This is a genomic window from Desulfosporosinus sp. FKA, from assembly GCF_002196785.1.
GTDB classification, from domain to species: domain Bacteria; phylum Bacillota; class Desulfitobacteriia; order Desulfitobacteriales; family Desulfitobacteriaceae; genus Desulfosporosinus; species Desulfosporosinus acididurans.
Genome location: NZ_NAHZ01000031.1, coordinates 115,013 through 131,316, shown reverse-complemented (window position 1 = coordinate 131,316; position 16,304 = coordinate 115,013). Strand labels below are relative to the sequence as shown.

The 16,304-nt window shown below is 46.8% G+C and carries 18 protein-coding genes; 2 read left to right on the top strand and 16 right to left on the bottom strand.

Going from position 1 to position 16,304, the window contains the following annotated elements:
• Positions 1-583: 583 nt before the first annotated feature.
• The 15 genes from B5771_RS15715 to B5771_RS15645 form a co-directional block, all read right to left on the bottom strand.
• On the bottom strand, positions 584-1,294 hold the full coding sequence (locus tag B5771_RS15715; RefSeq protein WP_088188382.1) for a TIGR03936 family radical SAM-associated protein: 711 nt from the start codon (positions 1,292-1,294) through the stop codon (positions 584-586).
• Positions 1,291-3,147: a TIGR03960 family B12-binding radical SAM protein gene (locus tag B5771_RS15710; protein ID WP_088188381.1), complete on the bottom strand. Its 1,857-nt coding sequence runs from the start codon at positions 3,145-3,147 to the stop codon at positions 1,291-1,293. The genes B5771_RS15715 and B5771_RS15710 overlap by 4 nt, the downstream gene beginning before the upstream one ends.
• A 110-nt stretch (positions 3,148-3,257) precedes the next feature.
• The gene (locus B5771_RS15705) at positions 3,258-4,148 is read right to left on the bottom strand and encodes a M50 family metallopeptidase (RefSeq protein ID WP_088188380.1); all 891 of its coding nucleotides are present in this window, start codon (positions 4,146-4,148) and stop codon (positions 3,258-3,260) included.
• A gap of 16 nt (positions 4,149-4,164) precedes the next feature.
• On the bottom strand, positions 4,165-4,947 hold the full coding sequence (locus tag B5771_RS15700) for a M23 family metallopeptidase (protein WP_088188379.1): 783 nt from the start codon (positions 4,945-4,947) through the stop codon (positions 4,165-4,167).
• Between the two features lie 110 nt (positions 4,948-5,057).
• Positions 5,058-6,218, bottom strand: coding sequence for a rod shape-determining protein RodA (gene rodA, locus B5771_RS15695; protein ID WP_088188378.1), 1,161 nt, complete (start codon positions 6,216-6,218; stop codon positions 5,058-5,060).
• 174 nt (positions 6,219-6,392) lie between these two features.
• Positions 6,393-6,671 carry a cell division topological specificity factor MinE gene (gene minE / locus B5771_RS15690; RefSeq protein ID WP_088188377.1) on the bottom strand — a complete coding sequence of 93 codons (279 nt, stop codon included), beginning with the start codon at positions 6,669-6,671 and terminating at the stop codon, positions 6,393-6,395.
• Between the two features lie 29 nt (positions 6,672-6,700).
• Entirely contained in the window at positions 6,701-7,495 is a 795-nt protein-coding gene (gene minD / locus B5771_RS15685) for a septum site-determining protein MinD (RefSeq protein WP_088188376.1), read from the bottom strand.
• Positions 7,496-7,532: 37 nt separating this feature from the next.
• Positions 7,533-8,213 carry a septum site-determining protein MinC gene (minC, locus tag B5771_RS15680; protein WP_088188375.1) on the bottom strand — a complete coding sequence of 227 codons (681 nt, stop codon included), beginning with the start codon at positions 8,211-8,213 and terminating at the stop codon, positions 7,533-7,535.
• 111 nt (positions 8,214-8,324) lie between these two features.
• Complete coding sequence (gene mrdA / locus B5771_RS15675) at positions 8,325-10,430, bottom strand: penicillin-binding protein 2 (RefSeq protein ID WP_088188374.1); 2,106 nt, start codon at positions 10,428-10,430, stop codon at positions 8,325-8,327.
• A gap of 27 nt (positions 10,431-10,457) precedes the next feature.
• Entirely contained in the window at positions 10,458-10,964 is a 507-nt protein-coding gene (gene mreD, locus B5771_RS15670; RefSeq protein WP_088188373.1) for a rod shape-determining protein MreD, read from the bottom strand.
• A complete protein-coding gene (gene mreC / locus B5771_RS15665) occupies positions 10,964-11,830 on the bottom strand; it encodes a rod shape-determining protein MreC (protein ID WP_088188372.1) in 867 nt (288 codons plus the stop codon). The genes mreD and mreC overlap by 1 nt, the downstream gene beginning before the upstream one ends.
• 21 nt (positions 11,831-11,851) lie before the next feature.
• Positions 11,852-12,871, bottom strand: a complete 1,020-nt coding sequence (locus B5771_RS15660) for a rod shape-determining protein (RefSeq protein ID WP_088188371.1) — start codon at positions 12,869-12,871, stop codon at positions 11,852-11,854.
• Between the two features lie 299 nt (positions 12,872-13,170).
• Positions 13,171-13,854 (bottom strand): DNA repair protein RadC, encoded by a 684-nt coding sequence (gene radC, locus B5771_RS15655; RefSeq protein WP_047810031.1) that lies wholly within the window; start codon positions 13,852-13,854, stop codon positions 13,171-13,173.
• Entirely contained in the window at positions 13,823-14,461 is a 639-nt protein-coding gene (locus B5771_RS15650; protein WP_088188370.1) for a Maf family protein, read from the bottom strand. The genes radC and B5771_RS15650 overlap by 32 nt, the downstream gene beginning before the upstream one ends.
• A gap of 1 nt (position 14,462) precedes the next feature.
• On the bottom strand, positions 14,463-14,726 hold the full coding sequence (locus B5771_RS15645; protein WP_047810033.1) for a hypothetical protein: 264 nt from the start codon (positions 14,724-14,726) through the stop codon (positions 14,463-14,465).
• A 338-nt stretch (positions 14,727-15,064) separates the two neighbouring features.
• Here B5771_RS15645 and B5771_RS15640 point away from each other — a divergent pair, with 338 nt between their 5' ends.
• Together B5771_RS15640 and B5771_RS15635 are read left to right on the top strand one after the other, a co-directional pair.
• Positions 15,065-15,238, top strand: coding sequence for a type II toxin-antitoxin system HicA family toxin (locus tag B5771_RS15640; RefSeq protein ID WP_088188369.1), 174 nt, complete (start codon positions 15,065-15,067; stop codon positions 15,236-15,238).
• Between the two features lie 32 nt (positions 15,239-15,270).
• On the top strand, positions 15,271-15,657 hold the full coding sequence (locus B5771_RS15635) for a type II toxin-antitoxin system HicB family antitoxin (RefSeq protein ID WP_088188368.1): 387 nt from the start codon (positions 15,271-15,273) through the stop codon (positions 15,655-15,657).
• 473 nt (positions 15,658-16,130) lie between these two features.
• Here B5771_RS15635 and B5771_RS25090 read toward each other — a convergent pair whose 3' ends face one another.
• A complete protein-coding gene (locus B5771_RS25090) occupies positions 16,131-16,259 on the bottom strand; it encodes a hypothetical protein (RefSeq protein WP_282433349.1) in 129 nt (42 codons plus the stop codon).
• Positions 16,260-16,304 lie beyond the last annotated feature (45 nt).

The window sequence follows — 16,304 nt, the reverse complement described above, 5'->3', positions numbered from 1 at the left end:
GCGTGAAACCTCTGCGGGAGCCGCTGCCAAACTCGGCTTTAAATTCCCATGCATCCAGCAGGGCGGGAAACAGGCCCCCTCTCGCCATCCTTGGCTACGGGGGCACTAGACCATCCATGGTCGTCGGACGTTTCCCGCCGGCCTTGCGACAGGGACGTCGCATAGGCCGGGCACCCTGCCCACTCCAAATCAAGAATTTAAAGCCCTAGTTTGGCCGGCTCACGCATGGCTGAACAAGGTGACGCGCCACTCGCTCCCCAGCAGGACCCGCAATGCAACCCCATCCCTACTCAGCGAGCCCAATAGGAATACCCAGCGTTGCGCGCCCAAGCTTCAGAGCGAGGGGCGCGATCACCGGCGTGAAACCTCTGCGGGAGCCGCTGCCAAACTCGGCTTTAAATTCGCTTGCATCCAGCAGGGCGGGAAACAGGACGTTTCCCGCCGGCCTTGCGTCAAGGATGACGCATAGGCCGGGAACCCTGCCCTCTTCCATCAGAATTTAAAGCCCTAGTTTGGCCGGCTCACGCATGGTTGAACAAGGTGACGCGCCACTCGCTCCCCAGCAGGACCCGCAACACGCACCCTACTCAGCGAGCAACTCAAACGGCGAACTCTTCCGCCCCTGATAACTCACATGCACGCCCGTCCTCTTAACCCGCAAATTGTCCAAATCAAGCGGCAGATTCTCCAACTCCCGAAGACTGCCCAAAACCTCCTCAGGCCGAACGCTGCCCGCATTCCCCATCTCAACTTCCAATTCAAAGACAACCTCATCGCCCTGAATTGCTCCCGTCAAGCTCTTCACCCAGGGACGAATATCCTTATCGGTCGGCCCCTTCTTCGAATAGCGGGAAAACGTCACATGCTCCCGAGCCAGCCAAGCCTGCAGACCTTCCTGGAGTCGATCCTCCTGAATCGGCAGAGCCATAGGAACACGCATCCGGTAACTCGCCGCATTCAAAACAGCCATCAACGGTTTGGCCCCCGTCGTCAGAACATGACCTTCCAGAAGCCGGATTCCCGAGGGCAATTGTTCCTGAATTCGTCCTAAGACATCTCCCAGCTCTAGTTCCCGTTCCAGATCAATATCCACGTATTCCCGTTCCCCTTCTGTTCCCACCGCTAAAGCGAAACCGAAAGAGATTTTGGGCCGGGGATTAAAACCTTCCGAATAAACCATTCTAATCCCTGCCCGCCGGATTGCCCGCTCAAAGACCCGAGTTAAATCGAGATGGGCAATAAACTTAGCATCTTCTTTTTTGGTATAGGCGATTCTTAGCCGCATGGCACTCACCCTTTCAAATCAATCTGAACTCCTCTGCCCGGGCAAATACCACACCCAGTACAGACATCATACCGACAATCAATGGTTCTCGCTTCCTGCAGCGCCCGATGATGCTCTTCAACCAAGAATTGTTTGGTTACACCACTTTCTAAATGGTCCCAAGGCAGGATATCATCATAATCCATAGCCCTGTTGGCATAAAACTTAGGATCGATGTCCAGTTCCTTAAATCCTTCCATCCAAGTCTCTTGGTCAAAATGTTCAGACCAACCATCAAAACGGCAGCCATGTTTGTACGCCCATTCCAAAAGCGGAGCTAAGCGCCGGTCTCCCTTGGCAAAAACGGCTTCCATGTAGCTGGTCTCCATGTCATGGTAATTATATTTTATGCGTCGATCCCTAAGTTTCTCTTTAAGATATTTCTGTTTCAGTTTAACGGAAAGATGTGACTCCTGAGGTTCCCACTGAAAAGGAGTATGCGCTTTAGGAACAAAAATACTGGTCGAAACCGTCACATTCACGTTGCGACGCCCGTTCTGGGTTCCTAGATTAGCTACTTTTTTAGCTAACTCTGCAATTCCGTCAATGTCTTCCTGGGTTTCCGTAGGCAGTCCCATCATAAAGTAAAGCTTAATGTTGGACCAGCCTTTTTGGAAAGCAGCCTCTACGGCGGCCAGTAGGTTTTCCTCGGTAACGCCTTTGTTAATCACATTGCGCAAACGCTGAGATCCGGCTTCCGGAGCAAACGTCAAACCTGATTTGCGGCTTTTTTGGATGGACTCAGCGAGATCCACATCAAAAGAGTCAACTCTCAGAGAAGGCAGGGAAACCCCCACTCCTTCACAGCTATGCTTTTCCATAATGGACTGAATCGTCGGCTGAATACAGGTATAATCCCCACTGGAAAGTGACGTCAAAGCAATTTCATCATACCCTGTGGAGCGTACCAGTTCCTCCGTCTGTTTAAGGAGAGTTTCCGTCGATCTCTCCCGTACAGGCCGATAAATCATGCCCGCTTGACAGAAACGACAGCCCCTGGAACAACCGCGCATGACCTCCAGCATCATCCGGTCATGAACAATTTCCATATAAGGGACAATAGGTTTCGTCGGGAAAAAGGCTTTATCAAAGTCTTCCACGATAGCTTTTTCCACGACAGCCGGAACACCAGGCTCCGCCTTAATCTCCGCAATCCGTCCGTCCGGCTTATAGGATACATGGTAGAAATCCGGAACATAAACGCCTTGGACTTGGGCCACTCGCAGCAAAAACTCCCGGCGCGGCAGAGGGCGTTTCTTCTGCTCAGCAATCAGACGCAGTACTTCCGGCAATTGCTCTTCGCTTTCACCTAGTAGAAAGAAATCAACAAATCCAACCAAAGGTTCAGGATTAAAAGCGCACGGTCCCCCGGCAATAATCCAGGGATCCTCCTCTTTACGTTCTTCACAGCGCAGAGGAATACCTGCTAAATCAAGCATATTAAGAATGTTGGTAAAACTCATTTCATACTGCAGCGTAAAGCCGATAACATCAAAACTTTGCAGCGGCTGAAAGGATTCGAGGGTATAAAGAGGAAGCATCTTTTGCCGCAGCATTTCCTCCATATCCACCCAGGGAGCAAAAACCCTTTCACAGAGAAACTCCGGAAACGAATTTACCAAATGGTAAAGAATCTTAGTCCCCAGATGGGACATTCCTACTTCATAGACATCCGGGAAAGCAAAAGCCATGTGCACTTCTGTTTTATCCCAGTCCTTTTTTATCGCGTTCCATTCTGAACCCAGGTAACGGCTTGGTTTCAAAACTTTAGGCAAAAACACTTCTACCTGCCGGCGAAGCTCCGCCGCAGTAAGTTCACTCATGATTTTAGTGAAGCCTCCTTGTACTCCTTTGTGAACTTACATTATATCACAGATTGTACAAAATACCCAATATTCTGTCCAAGTTCCCTGAGGTTTCCAGAAACCCTTAATCAGCTGATCTTTTTGTCCAGCTTGCCCACAGGAAAACGAATTCCTTCTCTTAACATGCCCTCTAAGACATCCGTTTCTGTCAGAATTTTTTCCAGATCCATTCCTTCCTTTGTCAAACTGATAAGCGTATAACGATCTGGGGTAAATTCCTCAACAATGCGTACTAAGGGAGTATTGGGCTGAACCGTGAGCCACTTGCTGCGCATAAGCCCCTTCTTAAGCAATTCCTCCTTCTTATGGGTTAACTGCCGGAGAAAGGTGATATGTGCGGCTGAAATTTCCTTGCTGCCTGCCAGCCAGAAAAATCCTCCCAGGATTATGAAGGTCAGAGGGCCTTCAGAAAACTGTCCCTTACTCCAGAGAAAGATGCCATAAAGAGTCAGCAGAACGCCCAGCCCTTTCCCTGCCCAGGCCAGGAACTTCGTCGTCCGCACAAAACCGAAAGCATCTGCCCAAAGAGCCCGCATAATCCGCCCGCCGTCCAAGGGCAGGACAGGAAACAAGTTAAACACTGCCAGCCAAAGATTATAGCGTACAAAATCATCAGCAAAATCTCCTGTCCAAATTCCCTGCCACCTTAAGCCTTGAGCAGCAAATACAAGAACGATATTAAAGGCCGGACCGGCCAGAGCCATGATACTCTCCTCGATTTTTCGCCCCTCGAAAAGATCGTCACAATAGGCTGCACCGCCAAAGGGGAAAAGTTCCAGACCGACGACTCTGAAACCATAGGCCCGAGCTGTTAAGAGGTGGCTCAACTCATGGCCTAGGACCAAAGCAAAGATGAGAAGAGCCTGGGCTGCAAGACCCAGGACTCCATAAATCGCCAAAAAAAGAAAGAACGTCGGATGGATTCGCAGGCTTATGCCAAAAACTTTAAAAAGCTCCATAGTTAAATCCGCCCCCCTAATTTTTCGACTGAGGTGGAATCAAGTAGGGTATTGGATCAAGGGGTTTGTTGTTCTTGCGCAGTTCAAAGTGCAGCCAAGGCTTCTTCAGAGGAGCCGATAAACCAACCGTCCCCAGAACACCTCCCCGGTTAATCCGTTGGCCTTTTTGAACATAAATTGTGCCCAGATTTCCGAGCACCGTCGTCCATCCGTCACCTAAATCTGCTTTCACGATATTCCCTAACTGTGGATCACTGCCCACAAAGGTGACGACTCCGTCGGCCGGGGCAGCCACAGAGGCTCCCAAGGAGCTGAGAACATCAATGCCTTGATGGACTGTACCTGCAGCATTCGTTCCGCCTTCACCTTTAACCCCAAATTTCGCCATCACCTGCCCGGAAATGGGCGGCAGAAACTGCCCTAACATCTTGGCATCAACAGGAACGCTCTTATTGCTGACTCCACCGAGAGACAGGGCATCTTTGGCCATTCCGTTCAGACTGTCATAATAATTTCCTGAGTCCATGGCGCTGCGGTAGAGACCGTGGACCATTTGCGAGATGCTGTCCGTACCATTAGCACTGAAGAAAACCAGGAGAAATAGCATAGCTGCGATAAGTGTCTGTTTCTGGATTCCGTTCCAATGCTTAAACATATTTCCCCAGGTTTCCCTGGGCGATGGCCGCTGCCTACGGGAATTGTAATTACGGCTCCCCGCTCTTCCCTGTCCTCTTTCTTTGCCAACCTCTTGGATCGCTCGTTCCCATTCCCAATCATCCCAACGTTCAAAAGGATTCATACTGCAAGGCCTCACTTTACCGTTGATCGCTAGGACCAAGCTCGTACTAGTTCTTTACTAGTCTATGAGAGGGCAAAAAAAATAGAACTCTTGAGAGTTCTATTTTTGATTCAGAACATTAGCCTTTGACTCCTGAAATTGATGCTCAGCAGCAGTCCGACGGCCGCCATATTGGACCACATGGCACTTCCGCCAAAGCTTATCAGCGGTAAGGGAATACCGGTTACAGGCATAATCCCCGAAGTCATCCCGACATTGACTAAGATATGAAAGGTAAACATGGAGATGATTCCTGTCCCGACCAGCATCCCATAAGGTCCTCGTGCTTTCATGGCAATACTGACACTGCGAAGAATAAAGATCAGGAAAATAAAGAGCAAGGTCACCGATCCAATAAAGCCAAACTCTTCACCAACCACGGAAAAAATAAAGTCGGTGTGGTGTTCGGGTAAAAAGTTTAACTGTCCTTGTGTCCCCATTCGATACCCTTTTCCCCAAAAGCCACCCGATCCAATAGCCCAGAGCGATTGAACAATATGCCACCCATCCGTAGACTTATCTGCCATAGGATTCGTGAAAATAATTAAGCGTTTTAACTGATAGTCCTGGAGGGGAAGCGGAAGTCCCTGGGCCCAATGCAGCCACCAAGGAAGATCCGTCGCAAAGTGAAGCCAGAGAGCAACCGCCACTATACAGGCACCGCCCAGTAACAAACCACCGAATTTGTAGGGATTCGCGCCGGCAACAAACATCATGCCGATGAAAATCGCTGCAAAAACCAAAGTAGTTCCCAAGTCAGGCTGTTTAAAAATCAAAAGCATGGGGATTAAAACGAAGAGAAAGGGCGGAATAAAATCCTTGAAATTATTCAGTTTTCCTTGTCGTTCCGCTAAAAAGTCCGCCAAGGTAAGAATAATGAAAATCTTAGCGAATTCCGAGGGTTGAATCGTTATCGTTGAGGTGATGGGTATCCAACGCGTTGCTCCTTTGGCGCTGGAACCAAATAGAATTACCGCTCCGAGCAAAGCGAGATTCAACCCGTAAATCCACCAGCGAAAATGCCGCCATTTCTGATAATCAATGGAGGCCAGAACGACCGCGATCACAATCCCGCTGGCAATCCAAACCGCTTGGGATTTGACATAATGCATTGGGTCTGCCTTGTCCACATTAATAGAGGCGGTGCTGAGAATAAATAAGCTCGCTGCTAAGAGCAGGAATGTAAAAACCACAAATAACAGATCGACGTTTCTATATACACGTTTATCCACAAAAATTGTCCCCTTCAGTTAACATCCTTAAACATTATATCACAACTCGACTTTTCTCCCCAACAATAATAAAAGGAAAGAAATAGAAAAAACGCTGCATCAACTTATTTCTGTCGCTGCAGCGTTACCAACATTCTCTCAACGTATTGACCTGCTTAATGGCTTATTATTGACTTAACATTTTGCCGCATAATCACGCTTCATCTTAATAACCGGAATATTAGCCACCAAAGCCACATCCCGTTCATCTTGACAAAGATTAAATTCCAGGGCAGTTTCGTCAATTTCCATGTAGTTGGAAATTACTTGAACCAAATCTTCCCTCAAGCGGTTGAGCATAGCTGGTGATATACTGGCACGGTCATGAACCAAAACGAGTCGCAGACGTTCTTTAGCCAACGACTTGCTCGAGGCAGTTTCCTTGCCAAGGATGCGACTGATAAATTCTAACAAGGACGATTCCTCCTCTCACTACCGAACGATTAACGTAGGCCGACGAGTTTCTTAAGTTTATCCATAAATCCTTCCGGTACATCCAAATTCATCAGAGGAACCTCTTCGCCCTGAATCCGCTTGGTAATTCTGCGATAAGCCTCTCCTGCTTTGGAACTCTTATCCATAACACAAGGTTCTCCCCGGTTCGTAGAAATGACAATACTCTCATCTTCCGGAACAACCCCGATCAAATCAATAGCCAAAATATCCAGAATATCATCGATATCCATCATATCCCCGCGTTTTACCATCTGAGGCCGAATGCGATTGATAATTAATTTAGGATTTTTAAGATCTGCCGCCTCTAAGAGGCCGATAATCCGGTCAGCATCCCGTACTGAACTGACTTCAGGGGTACAGACAACAACTGCTCGATCTGCTCCGGCAATAGCATTGCGGAAACCTTGCTCAATACCTGCAGGGCAATCGATAATTGCATAGTCAAATTCTTTCTTTAACTCCTCTGCCAAGGCCTTCATCTGCTCCGGACTGACGGCTGTTTTATCCTTCGTTTGGGCAGCCGGAAGCAAGTGAAGATTTGCAAAACGTTTATCTTTAATGAGCGCTTGCTTTAAACGGCAATTTTCGCTCGTCACATCCACAAGATCATAGACAATTCGGTTCTCCAGTCCCATCACTACATCAAGATTACGTAAACCGATATCTGTATCAACTAAAACGACGCTAAAACCTGCCTGCGCAAGTCCAGTCCCGATATTTGCCGATGTTGTGGTCTTGCCTACGCCCCCTTTACCGGAAGTTACGACGATTACCTCTCCCATAGTTTGACCTACCTTTCCGCATAGTTCTTTATTCTTCTCAACGACCCTTGCCGCGATAACCAATTAAACCGGCTGCTTCTACAATCAAGCGGTCATCTTTGATTCTGGCAATTTCCGGTCCACGTTCTTCTGATTCCTCATCCGGCGCTCTGGTAACTAAATCTGCGATTCTTAGCTGCGTAGGAGCAAGATGATAGGCGCTTACTGAGGCATTCCGTTCGCCGGTTGCTCCTGCATGAGCAACACCGCGCAAGGATCCTAAAACAACAATGTTCCCCGTTGCAATAATCTCAGCACCAGGATTGACATCACCCAGTACAACTACATGACCCTCATATTGCACACTATTGCCGTTACGCAAATTGCGCTCTACGAAGAGGCAGTGTCCTTCCACCATTCCTTCATCTCCAAGTCGCGTTTCTTTCTCGATTGCCTGGGATTGAACTTTTCCTGGCACGTACACTTCCTCAGTCGTTAACCATCCCCCAAGTTCCAACTGATGCTCTTGTAAAAGATTTGTTAGCTGGTCATGTTCATCCTCTGAGTATTCTTTGTCTCCAGCAAAACACCGAACTGTCGCACCTTGCAGGAATTGAACTGAATCCTTCAGGAGCTTGTTGAGTTCCGTTAGCAACAATCCGAAATCCGCGAGGGGATCAAAGTATAGCACTAATCCTTCGCGGGTGCCCTTCAGGGCAACATGTTCTGTCCGTGTCAACCTGCACAATCCTCCATTGCTTCTCATAATCGATGCCTTCTATAAATTCTACAAGCCTGTCCCAATTCCCTTTTCTTCTTTAAAAAAAACGAGGAGAAATTTCCTCGTTTTTTAGCCCCCATTCGTGGATTTCCAACCAAAATACTTCATAAATGCCGCTCTAGCGACGTATCCTGCGGTATCCCCGCCGTGACTGCCATATTCAACGACACCGGCAAAGGCAATTTGAGGATGATCATAAGGAGCAAAGGCCACAAACTCTCCGTTATAGAGCTCACCCGAAATTGTATCTTTCGACCCGATTTGCGCGGTACCCGTTTTGGCACCCCCCGAGAATTCCGGAAGATCGGAGAATAGAAAGGATGCTGTTCCTTCCCCTTTTGTCGTAGCCTGCATGGCTTGCTTAACCGTATCTAAAACATTAGGCGAAATGGACACTGTATTGATAACTTTCGGTTCATTTTGTTTGACGACCTTTCCCGTGATGGGATCTGTAATTTTATTAACGATATAGGGCTGATAGTGTTTTCCGCCATTCACTATGGTTGCCACATAATCTGCCAGTTGGAGAGGCGTATAATCATTATACCCTTGCCCGATAGCGTTGTTATAGCTGTCATAAGCTTGCCAATTGACATTCTGACTAATCATTTGCTGATACCAAACCTGAACCTGTTTTTTCTCCTGATCTTCCTGAGCCTGGAGTTTTTGCTTAGTCTGAGTATCTTTCGCCTGGGCAATTTTTGCATCATATTTGCTGCTAATGTCAGCGAGTTTCTGATCCCTCTCTTTATCATATTTAGGCTGATTATTGGCTTTCTTCCAGGCTGCCGACGGTACAAGTCCCTTCGCTTCTCCGGGCAAATCGACACCGCTGTACGTACCTAAGCCAAATTCATGGGCGATCTGACCAATAAATTCCGGATTTGCGTCAAATACCCGCCTTCCTATGACCTCAAAATAAATGTCTGACGATAAAGCGATAGCCCGATAGAGGTTTACAAGGCCAAAGTTATTTCCACCCCATTCAACAAAGCCCTGACGCTGCGCCACAATATTTCCTAAGGATGAAAGGACATCACTGATCTGTTCCTGCGGGTTCGTCACTTTCAGCTGTAAGGCAGACATGGCTGTGATCATTTTAAACGTGGAACCAGGCGGGTAAAGACCGGCAATGGCACGGTCCAGGGAAGCGGCAGGTGCATCTTTATTGGTAAAGTATTTATCCGATACGGCCTGGGAAATATTTCCAATTAAATCATTTGGGTCCATACTCGGGCGGGAGGCCATAGCCAGAATCTTGCCGGTATTGACATCAATAACGACTGCTGCACCCGACTTGGCGTTAGGATTCGTTGTCTTCTGAACATTGGCGATAACCTGATCGAGGCTGTCTTCAACCGTTTTTTGCAAATCGGCATCAATTGTTAACTGAACCGTCTTTCCCGGCTCGGGAGGCTGAACCACTTTTTTAGACAGAGGACGGGCATTATTGTCAACTTCTACTTGCTGAACGCCTTCCTTGCCGCGCAGCCAAAAATCATAGGATTTCTCGACGCCGTCCTTACCGACTAAATCTCCTTGAGAATAGGTGAATCCGGCCTTTTTCGCATCGGGATTTTGATTGAACTGGTCTATCTCATTAGGACCAATCTCCCGCACATAGCCAAGAATCTGGCCTGCCAAGGTATGCTGAGGGTAAGAGCGAATAGGTATAGCGTCGACACTGACACCGGGAAGCTCATCCTGATGTTCAGCGACGATAGCTTGAAGTTCCTGTGGCACATTCTGCATAATGGTCACAGGACGGTAACGTTCCCATTGATGGTTTTGAACGTTGACTAAAATATCCACATCAATGTTATCAACGCTCTCATTAGGGTTAGGCCAATAAGGTTTAATAAAGCCCGCTAAACGTTTGACAACGTCCTTCCAGTTTGTTGTCTTCGACTGCTGCAAATCGAGCCAGTCCAGGGTTAGAACAAATTCCGGCACACTGGTAGCAAGAAGTTTATTGTTCTTATCGACAATATCCCCGCGAGTTGTTGGAATTTTCACGACCTGCATCACGTTGCCCTTGGCCATTTCCGAATAATAAGATCCTTCAGCAATCTGCAAGCGCCACAGGTTAAAGCCTAAAATTAGAAATACGAGCAAAACCACTGTGGAGAGTCCCCAAAAACGATGCGTATATGGCTTTCGTTCTTTATCATCCATCTCAATAACTCCTCCAATTTACTCTCACTATCTATCATATCTAGGGCGATAGCGCAGCCAGCCGTGTAAAAAGGACCGATGAATCAAAGGATAGGTTACAGGAACCAGAACAGCGTTATATAAGGCAACACCCAAGATTAATTGGACAACATCCCCCAGAGACCATTGCAGCCCCGCTCCAAGTCCTAAAAAGGCAACACAGATTTGGCCGACGACCGTAACAATAAAAACCATGAAGGTGGTTAACAGAAAGTTGTCACGATACCAACGTTCTGTCAGCCAGTTACTTAAGAAGGCCACAATTAATAACGTGAGGGTGTACATTCCTATATACCGGCCTAAGTAAAAATCTTCCAATAAGCCTGCCCCGAAACCCCAAAGGACGCTCGAAAGACGCCTGTGGTGCATGGCCATATAGATGGTTAACAAGATTAGAAGATCCGGTTTAATACCCGACCAGGCCCAGAAATGAAAGAGGGTTCCCGGCAGGATCAGGCTAAGGAAAAACATTAAAGCAATTAGGATGTAGCGCATTATTTCGCCCCCACCACTTTAACTATATACACCTCTTCTAAGGAGTCAAAATCAACCAAAGGCTGAATATAGGCAGTTTTGAGAAGTCCTGAAGGATCAAGTTCGATTTGCTTGACTTTCCCGATAGGAACATCTTGAGGATATACTCCGCCTTGGCCTGAAGTCAAGACCAAATTTCCGACATTAACATTGTCGGCCCGACGAAAGAGCATTTCAAGATTTCCCTCAGGGGTCAGACGCGAGCCTCGTTTATACGTCCCTTGGACAATGCCGAAAGTACCGCTGCCGGTGCTGCCGCGGACAACAGCGCTCACTTCTCCTTCACCATCAAGAATCATCAAAACTTCGGACGTCGTTGGCGAAACAGTCACCACCTTACCCACAAGCCCCAAGTCTCCGATCACAGGATCATTAACCTGAACCCCGTCCTGACTTCCCCGATTGACAGTCAGTGTCCGGTACCAAGTCGTCGGATTACGATTGATGATCGAAGCCCCGACTTTGGTATACTTGTCAAGCGTCGGACTGCGAAAGATCCCCTGATCAAGCTCATTGTACCTTAATCCGGCTAAAACTTGCTGCTTAAGTTTAAGGTTATCGCCGGTTAACTGATCGACTTTTTTTTGTAATTGTTGGTTTTCCAGTTCTACATTTCTAAAATTCCATAAGGCTTTGGTATTATCTCGAACTCCGTTTCCTAACTGAAGCATTGGTTTCTCTACAACACTCAGCACTCGCTGCATAGCTCCCCCAACAGGGTTGGGAAACCGGCTGCCAAGACCTGTCAAGCGAATACTGATCAATACCCCTAGCAACAGAAAGAAAACGAGAACCGCAATTCCCGTTACATTAACTCTCTTCCCCACCAAGATTCCTCCCCGCTATCCCTAGCTTTTTTGCGAGGCAGCTATTTTACGCAGAACATCAGAGTGTTCCAGGACATGCCCTGTCCCGTGGACAACACAGGACAGAGGGTCCTCCGCCAAGTGCACCGCAATTCCTGTTTCATCTGAAATCAACCGATCGAGATTGCGCAGCAATGAGCCTCCTCCCGCCATCATAATCCCACGATCCATAATGTCCGATGATAATTCCGGCGGAGTTTTTTCTAAACACGACTTCACTGCATCGACAATAGCCATGACAGGTTCCTGCAGCGCATCCTGGATTTCTTCCGCCGAAACGTCAATGGTTTTGGGAAGTCCGGTCAACAGGTCACGCCCGCGCACGGTGAAATTTCCCGGTTCAGACATGTAGGCATAGCCAATTTCAAATTTTAATGATTCAGCAGTCCGATAACCTACCGTCAAATTGTATCGTCTCTTAATATGGGCAATAATTGCATCATCCATTTCATCGCCTGCAACGCGAATGGAACGGCTGGTGACAATACCTCCCAAAGAAATGACGGCAACTTCCGTCGTTCCTCCACCGATATCAACAATCATGTTGCCTGTAGGTTCACTCACGGGAAGTCCGGCACCAATAGCCGCTGCCATAGGTTCTTCCAAAATCATTGGATCTTTCGCTCCGGCGGCCATAGCTGCTTCTTTAACCGCCCGTTCCTCAACAGGAGTTACACCGGAAGGCACACAGATTACCACCCTGGGACGAATAAACGGATGATCTGTGCCAAGTGCCCGGCTAATAAAGTATTTCAGCATCTTCTGAGTTATATTAAAATCCGAAATAACCCCATCTTTAAGAGGACGAATAGCAACAATATTGCTGGGAGTACGGCCAATCATTTCTTTAGCCTTGTCTCCTACAGCCATCGGGGTCTTCGTCATAATATCCATCGCAACAACAGAAGGCTCACGTACAACAATCCCTTTTCCCTTTAAATGAACTAATGAGTTCGCTGTCCCAAGGTCAATCCCTAAATCCCGGCTGAAAATACTAAACATGGTTTCTAAAAACTCCTTCCAGTCACTCTCTATATACAAACAGTATACCCGTTAAACCCTTAAACTACCAAATCTTCTCTTCGAACCTAAGAATTGATTGCTAATTAATTATGAGTATATTTCGCTTGTCTCATTTATCCAGTTTTTAAGACCCCCAACTTCTATAAGTGGGGGTGGGTCCTCCTTCGCCGCTAAGTATTCCTATTGGGAAAGGCGGCTCGGCAATAATGTCCACTGGACATTATTGTATCTGAAGCCCCGATGTTCAGCTTTAACTGAACGATTTCACTGATGTTCTTTTATAGGATTCCCCGTTCTTTCAAACTAACATAACGGTTATCACCAATAATTACGTGATCAAGAACTTCAATCCCTAGTATCTTTCCCCCGTCGGCCAGACGGCGGGTAACGTCTATATCTTCCTTACTAGGTGTTGGGTCGCCGCTGGGATGATTATGTAATAAAATAATGGCATTGGAATTTCTGCGAATAGCCTCTTTAAAACATTCCCGCGGATGAACCAACGATGAATTCAGCGAACCAATAGAAACGGGACTGATCCCCAAGACATGATTTTTCGTCGAAAGAGAGACGACTCGGAAATGTTCCCTGTCGAGATAGCGCATCTCTTCCATAACAATATGGGCCACATCCTGCGGTGAATTGACGGTAGGCCTTGACATTGGGTCCACAGAAACCGAACGGCGTCCCAATTCAAGGGCAGCTTTCAGCTCAGCGGACTTCGCCTTGCCTAAACCGTGAATTTGAGCTAATTCGTGAACGGTAAGCTTTCCTAACCCCGAAAGACCGCCAACCCCGGCTAAGATACGCTCCGCCAGAGTTAAAACGTTTTCCCCCTTAATACCGGTGCGCAAGAGGATTGCCAAAATTTCACTATTGGACAACACCTCAGGTCCCAGTAAGCAAAGTCTTTCCCGAGGCAATAATTCCTCAGGTAAATCTTTCAGACGCCGATACTCCATGATTCACCCCGCGTGAAGCGATATTTGTCTGCTCAATCCCCCACGCCTTCAACTGTTCCGTTAGATATTCCATGGGAAGACCAATAACGTTTGTCAGCGATCCCTCGACGGCTGTGACAAACTTTTTAGCTCCCCCCTGAATTCCATAAGCACCCGCTTTATCCATCGGTTCCCCACTGCTGACATAATCTTTAATTTCCTCAGTGGAAATCGGGCGAAAAACCACAGAGGTTTCAATCACCTCAATTTTTAATTTTCCCAAACCATTGAGCAAAGCCACACCAGTCAGCACTGCGTGTTTGCGGCCGCTTAAGTCGTGCAGCATTTCTTCTGCTTCCTGCGGATTCGCCGGTTTCCCCAAGATTCGAGTATCTAACACAACCATAGTATCTGCACCTAACACAACATCCAAGGAGTCTCCCCCAAGTTCCAGCCACTGCTTGAGACCTGCTCTTGCTTTGCGTTCTGCCAATTCTCTAACCCCGGGCTTCGGTAACATTCCAACAGGCAGCGTTTCCGAAACAGTAGATTTAACTGTTTCAAATAAGAAGCCGGCCTCGTGAAGCAGCATTGCTCTGCGGGGAGATGTCGATGCAAGTACAAGCACCTTACCACTTCCTTGATAACATATATCCGCCCAGGGCACCAATCAAGGTAGCACTGGTAATACTCAAACGAAAACCAAAAGAAAGAGAGAGAAAAAAGAAATCGAAGTAAGTATGTGATGGAAAATCAATGACGGCCGGCTTTAAAAACGGCGCAAAAATGCCATATTTATCCAAGCCGAAGCCGACTAGAGTTCCCAGGGCAGCACCTATCAAAATGAGCAATATCATTCTTCCTGTCCCCGAAGAATTACGCCCAACCGCCATAGTTTTTTCCCCTTCCATCTCAGAAATTCAGTCTTTTTATCTACAAATCCCTAAACTATGACTTCTCACTAAGTTTAGCATCTTCCCCCTGACTAAGCAAGTTCAACCCCTTGCCTGAAGCCTAAAAAGAACACCTTTGAAGAAATAAAAATCATTCTCCATACAATCGTTCACCTCAAAACCTCTTAATCTTTATGCCTTACTTTGGATAGGGGTTTCCAACTCTTAAACCGTCCTATATCTTTATAATAGAATATCTTCGAATTAACTTCCATAATATAACATCTCCCTTGGAATATACACACTTAATGTGTATAATATAGTCAAGAGGTGAGGCGATGAAAAGAAAGAATTTGATTAAACTTCTGGAGAAAAATGGCTGGTACTTCAAAAGAGAAGGTCATGACCATACAATCTTCACCAACGGCTTGGATAATGAACCGATCTCAAGACAATCGGAAATTGATGATATATTAGTAAAAAAGATTATTAAGCGACGGGGGCTAAAATAAACCTCGATACTACTAAAAAAGGAGTGCATAAAATGATTATGGCATATCCGATTATTCTGACTCCCGCAAAGATCGGTTACGTTGTAACCGTCCCAGATCTAGATATCAACACTCAGGGAAAGGATATTGCTGAAGCCATCTATATGGCTCGTGATGCAATAGGACTTTGGGGAATTACTGAACAAGACGATGGCAAAAAAATTCCGGAACCCTCCAGCGTTGAGCCGGAACATGAACCTAATGAAATGGTTACCTGGGTAGATATTGACTTTGACAAATACCGCAAGGCAAATGACATGACAACAATGCGAATCAACGTTTCTGTGCCAAAGTACCTCAAAGTCTTGGGAGATGAAGCCGGGGTGAATTTCTCTCAAGAACTACAGGAACGTCTAAAGGAGAAACTCATTAACAGCTAACTGAAGCAGCCGTAATCGGCTGCTTCACCTCAAATACCTCAAATAGAAAAGAGCCTTTCCAGGCTCTTGAAGCTTACCAATGACGATGTCTCCAACCAAAATGATGTCCCGTGCATGTACGTAAAGGGGAACCACCAAAACCTAAACTTTGATCAGTAAATGAAGAACGGTTCTTTACGGCATGAAAATTAAGTTCATACAGTAAAGAACCGTCCCTTGTTTCTTTCGAATTCCAATTGTTCTTTCTTAACCCACAGCTTGTTGATCAGTGAAACAAAAGGTATGAAACACCTATGACACACAATGCAATTAGGACACACACCCCGATGATAATTTTATTTTGTTTTCCGGCATTCATTTTATGCCAAGGTAATGGTTTATCCGACAAATAAGATTCCTCCTAAACAAAATTCTTACATCAACTGTAGAATATAGCATAGAAGGTGTAAATAGTCCATATAGCCTATCTTTTGCTAAGGATTCGCATCACAACGCGTGAAGCCTCTGCGCGAGTCGCAGCCAAACTCAGCTTTAAATTCCCTTTCTTCAGCAGGGCGGGAAACAGGACGTTTCCCGCCGGCCTTGCGACAAGGATGTCGCATAGGCCGGGCACCCTGCCCGCTTGCATCAAGGATTTAAAGCCCTAG

Bases quoted from the DNA above. Each gene is read 5' to 3' on its own strand.
- mrdA (WP_088188374.1), bottom strand. From the start codon at position 10,430: ATGGATGATAAAGAACGAAAGCCATATACGCATCGTTTTTGGGGACTC.
- B5771_RS25090 (WP_282433349.1), bottom strand. From the start codon at position 16,259: ATGCGACATCCTTGTCGCAAGGCCGGCGGGAAACGTCCTGTTTCCCGC.
- B5771_RS15635 (WP_088188368.1), top strand. From the start codon at position 15,271: ATGATTATGGCATATCCGATTATTCTGACTCCCGCAAAGATCGGTTAC.
- B5771_RS15645 (WP_047810033.1), bottom strand. From the start codon at position 14,726: ATGGCGGTTGGGCGTAATTCTTCGGGGACAGGAAGAATGATATTGCTC.
- B5771_RS15640 (WP_088188369.1), top strand. From the start codon at position 15,065: ATGAAAAGAAAGAATTTGATTAAACTTCTGGAGAAAAATGGCTGGTAC.
- B5771_RS15700 (WP_088188379.1), bottom strand. From the start codon at position 4,947: ATGAATCCTTTTGAACGTTGGGATGATTGGGAATGGGAACGAGCGATC.
- B5771_RS15660 (WP_088188371.1), bottom strand. From the start codon at position 12,871: ATGTTTAGTATTTTCAGCCGGGATTTAGGGATTGACCTTGGGACAGCG.
- mreD (WP_088188373.1), bottom strand. From the start codon at position 10,964: ATGCGCTACATCCTAATTGCTTTAATGTTTTTCCTTAGCCTGATCCTG.
- radC (WP_047810031.1), bottom strand. From the start codon at position 13,854: ATGGAGTATCGGCGTCTGAAAGATTTACCTGAGGAATTATTGCCTCGG.
- minD (WP_088188376.1), bottom strand. From the start codon at position 7,495: ATGGGAGAGGTAATCGTCGTAACTTCCGGTAAAGGGGGCGTAGGCAAG.
- B5771_RS15710 (WP_088188381.1), bottom strand. From the start codon at position 3,147: ATGAGTGAACTTACTGCGGCGGAGCTTCGCCGGCAGGTAGAAGTGTTT.
- B5771_RS15705 (WP_088188380.1), bottom strand. From the start codon at position 4,148: ATGGAGCTTTTTAAAGTTTTTGGCATAAGCCTGCGAATCCATCCGACG.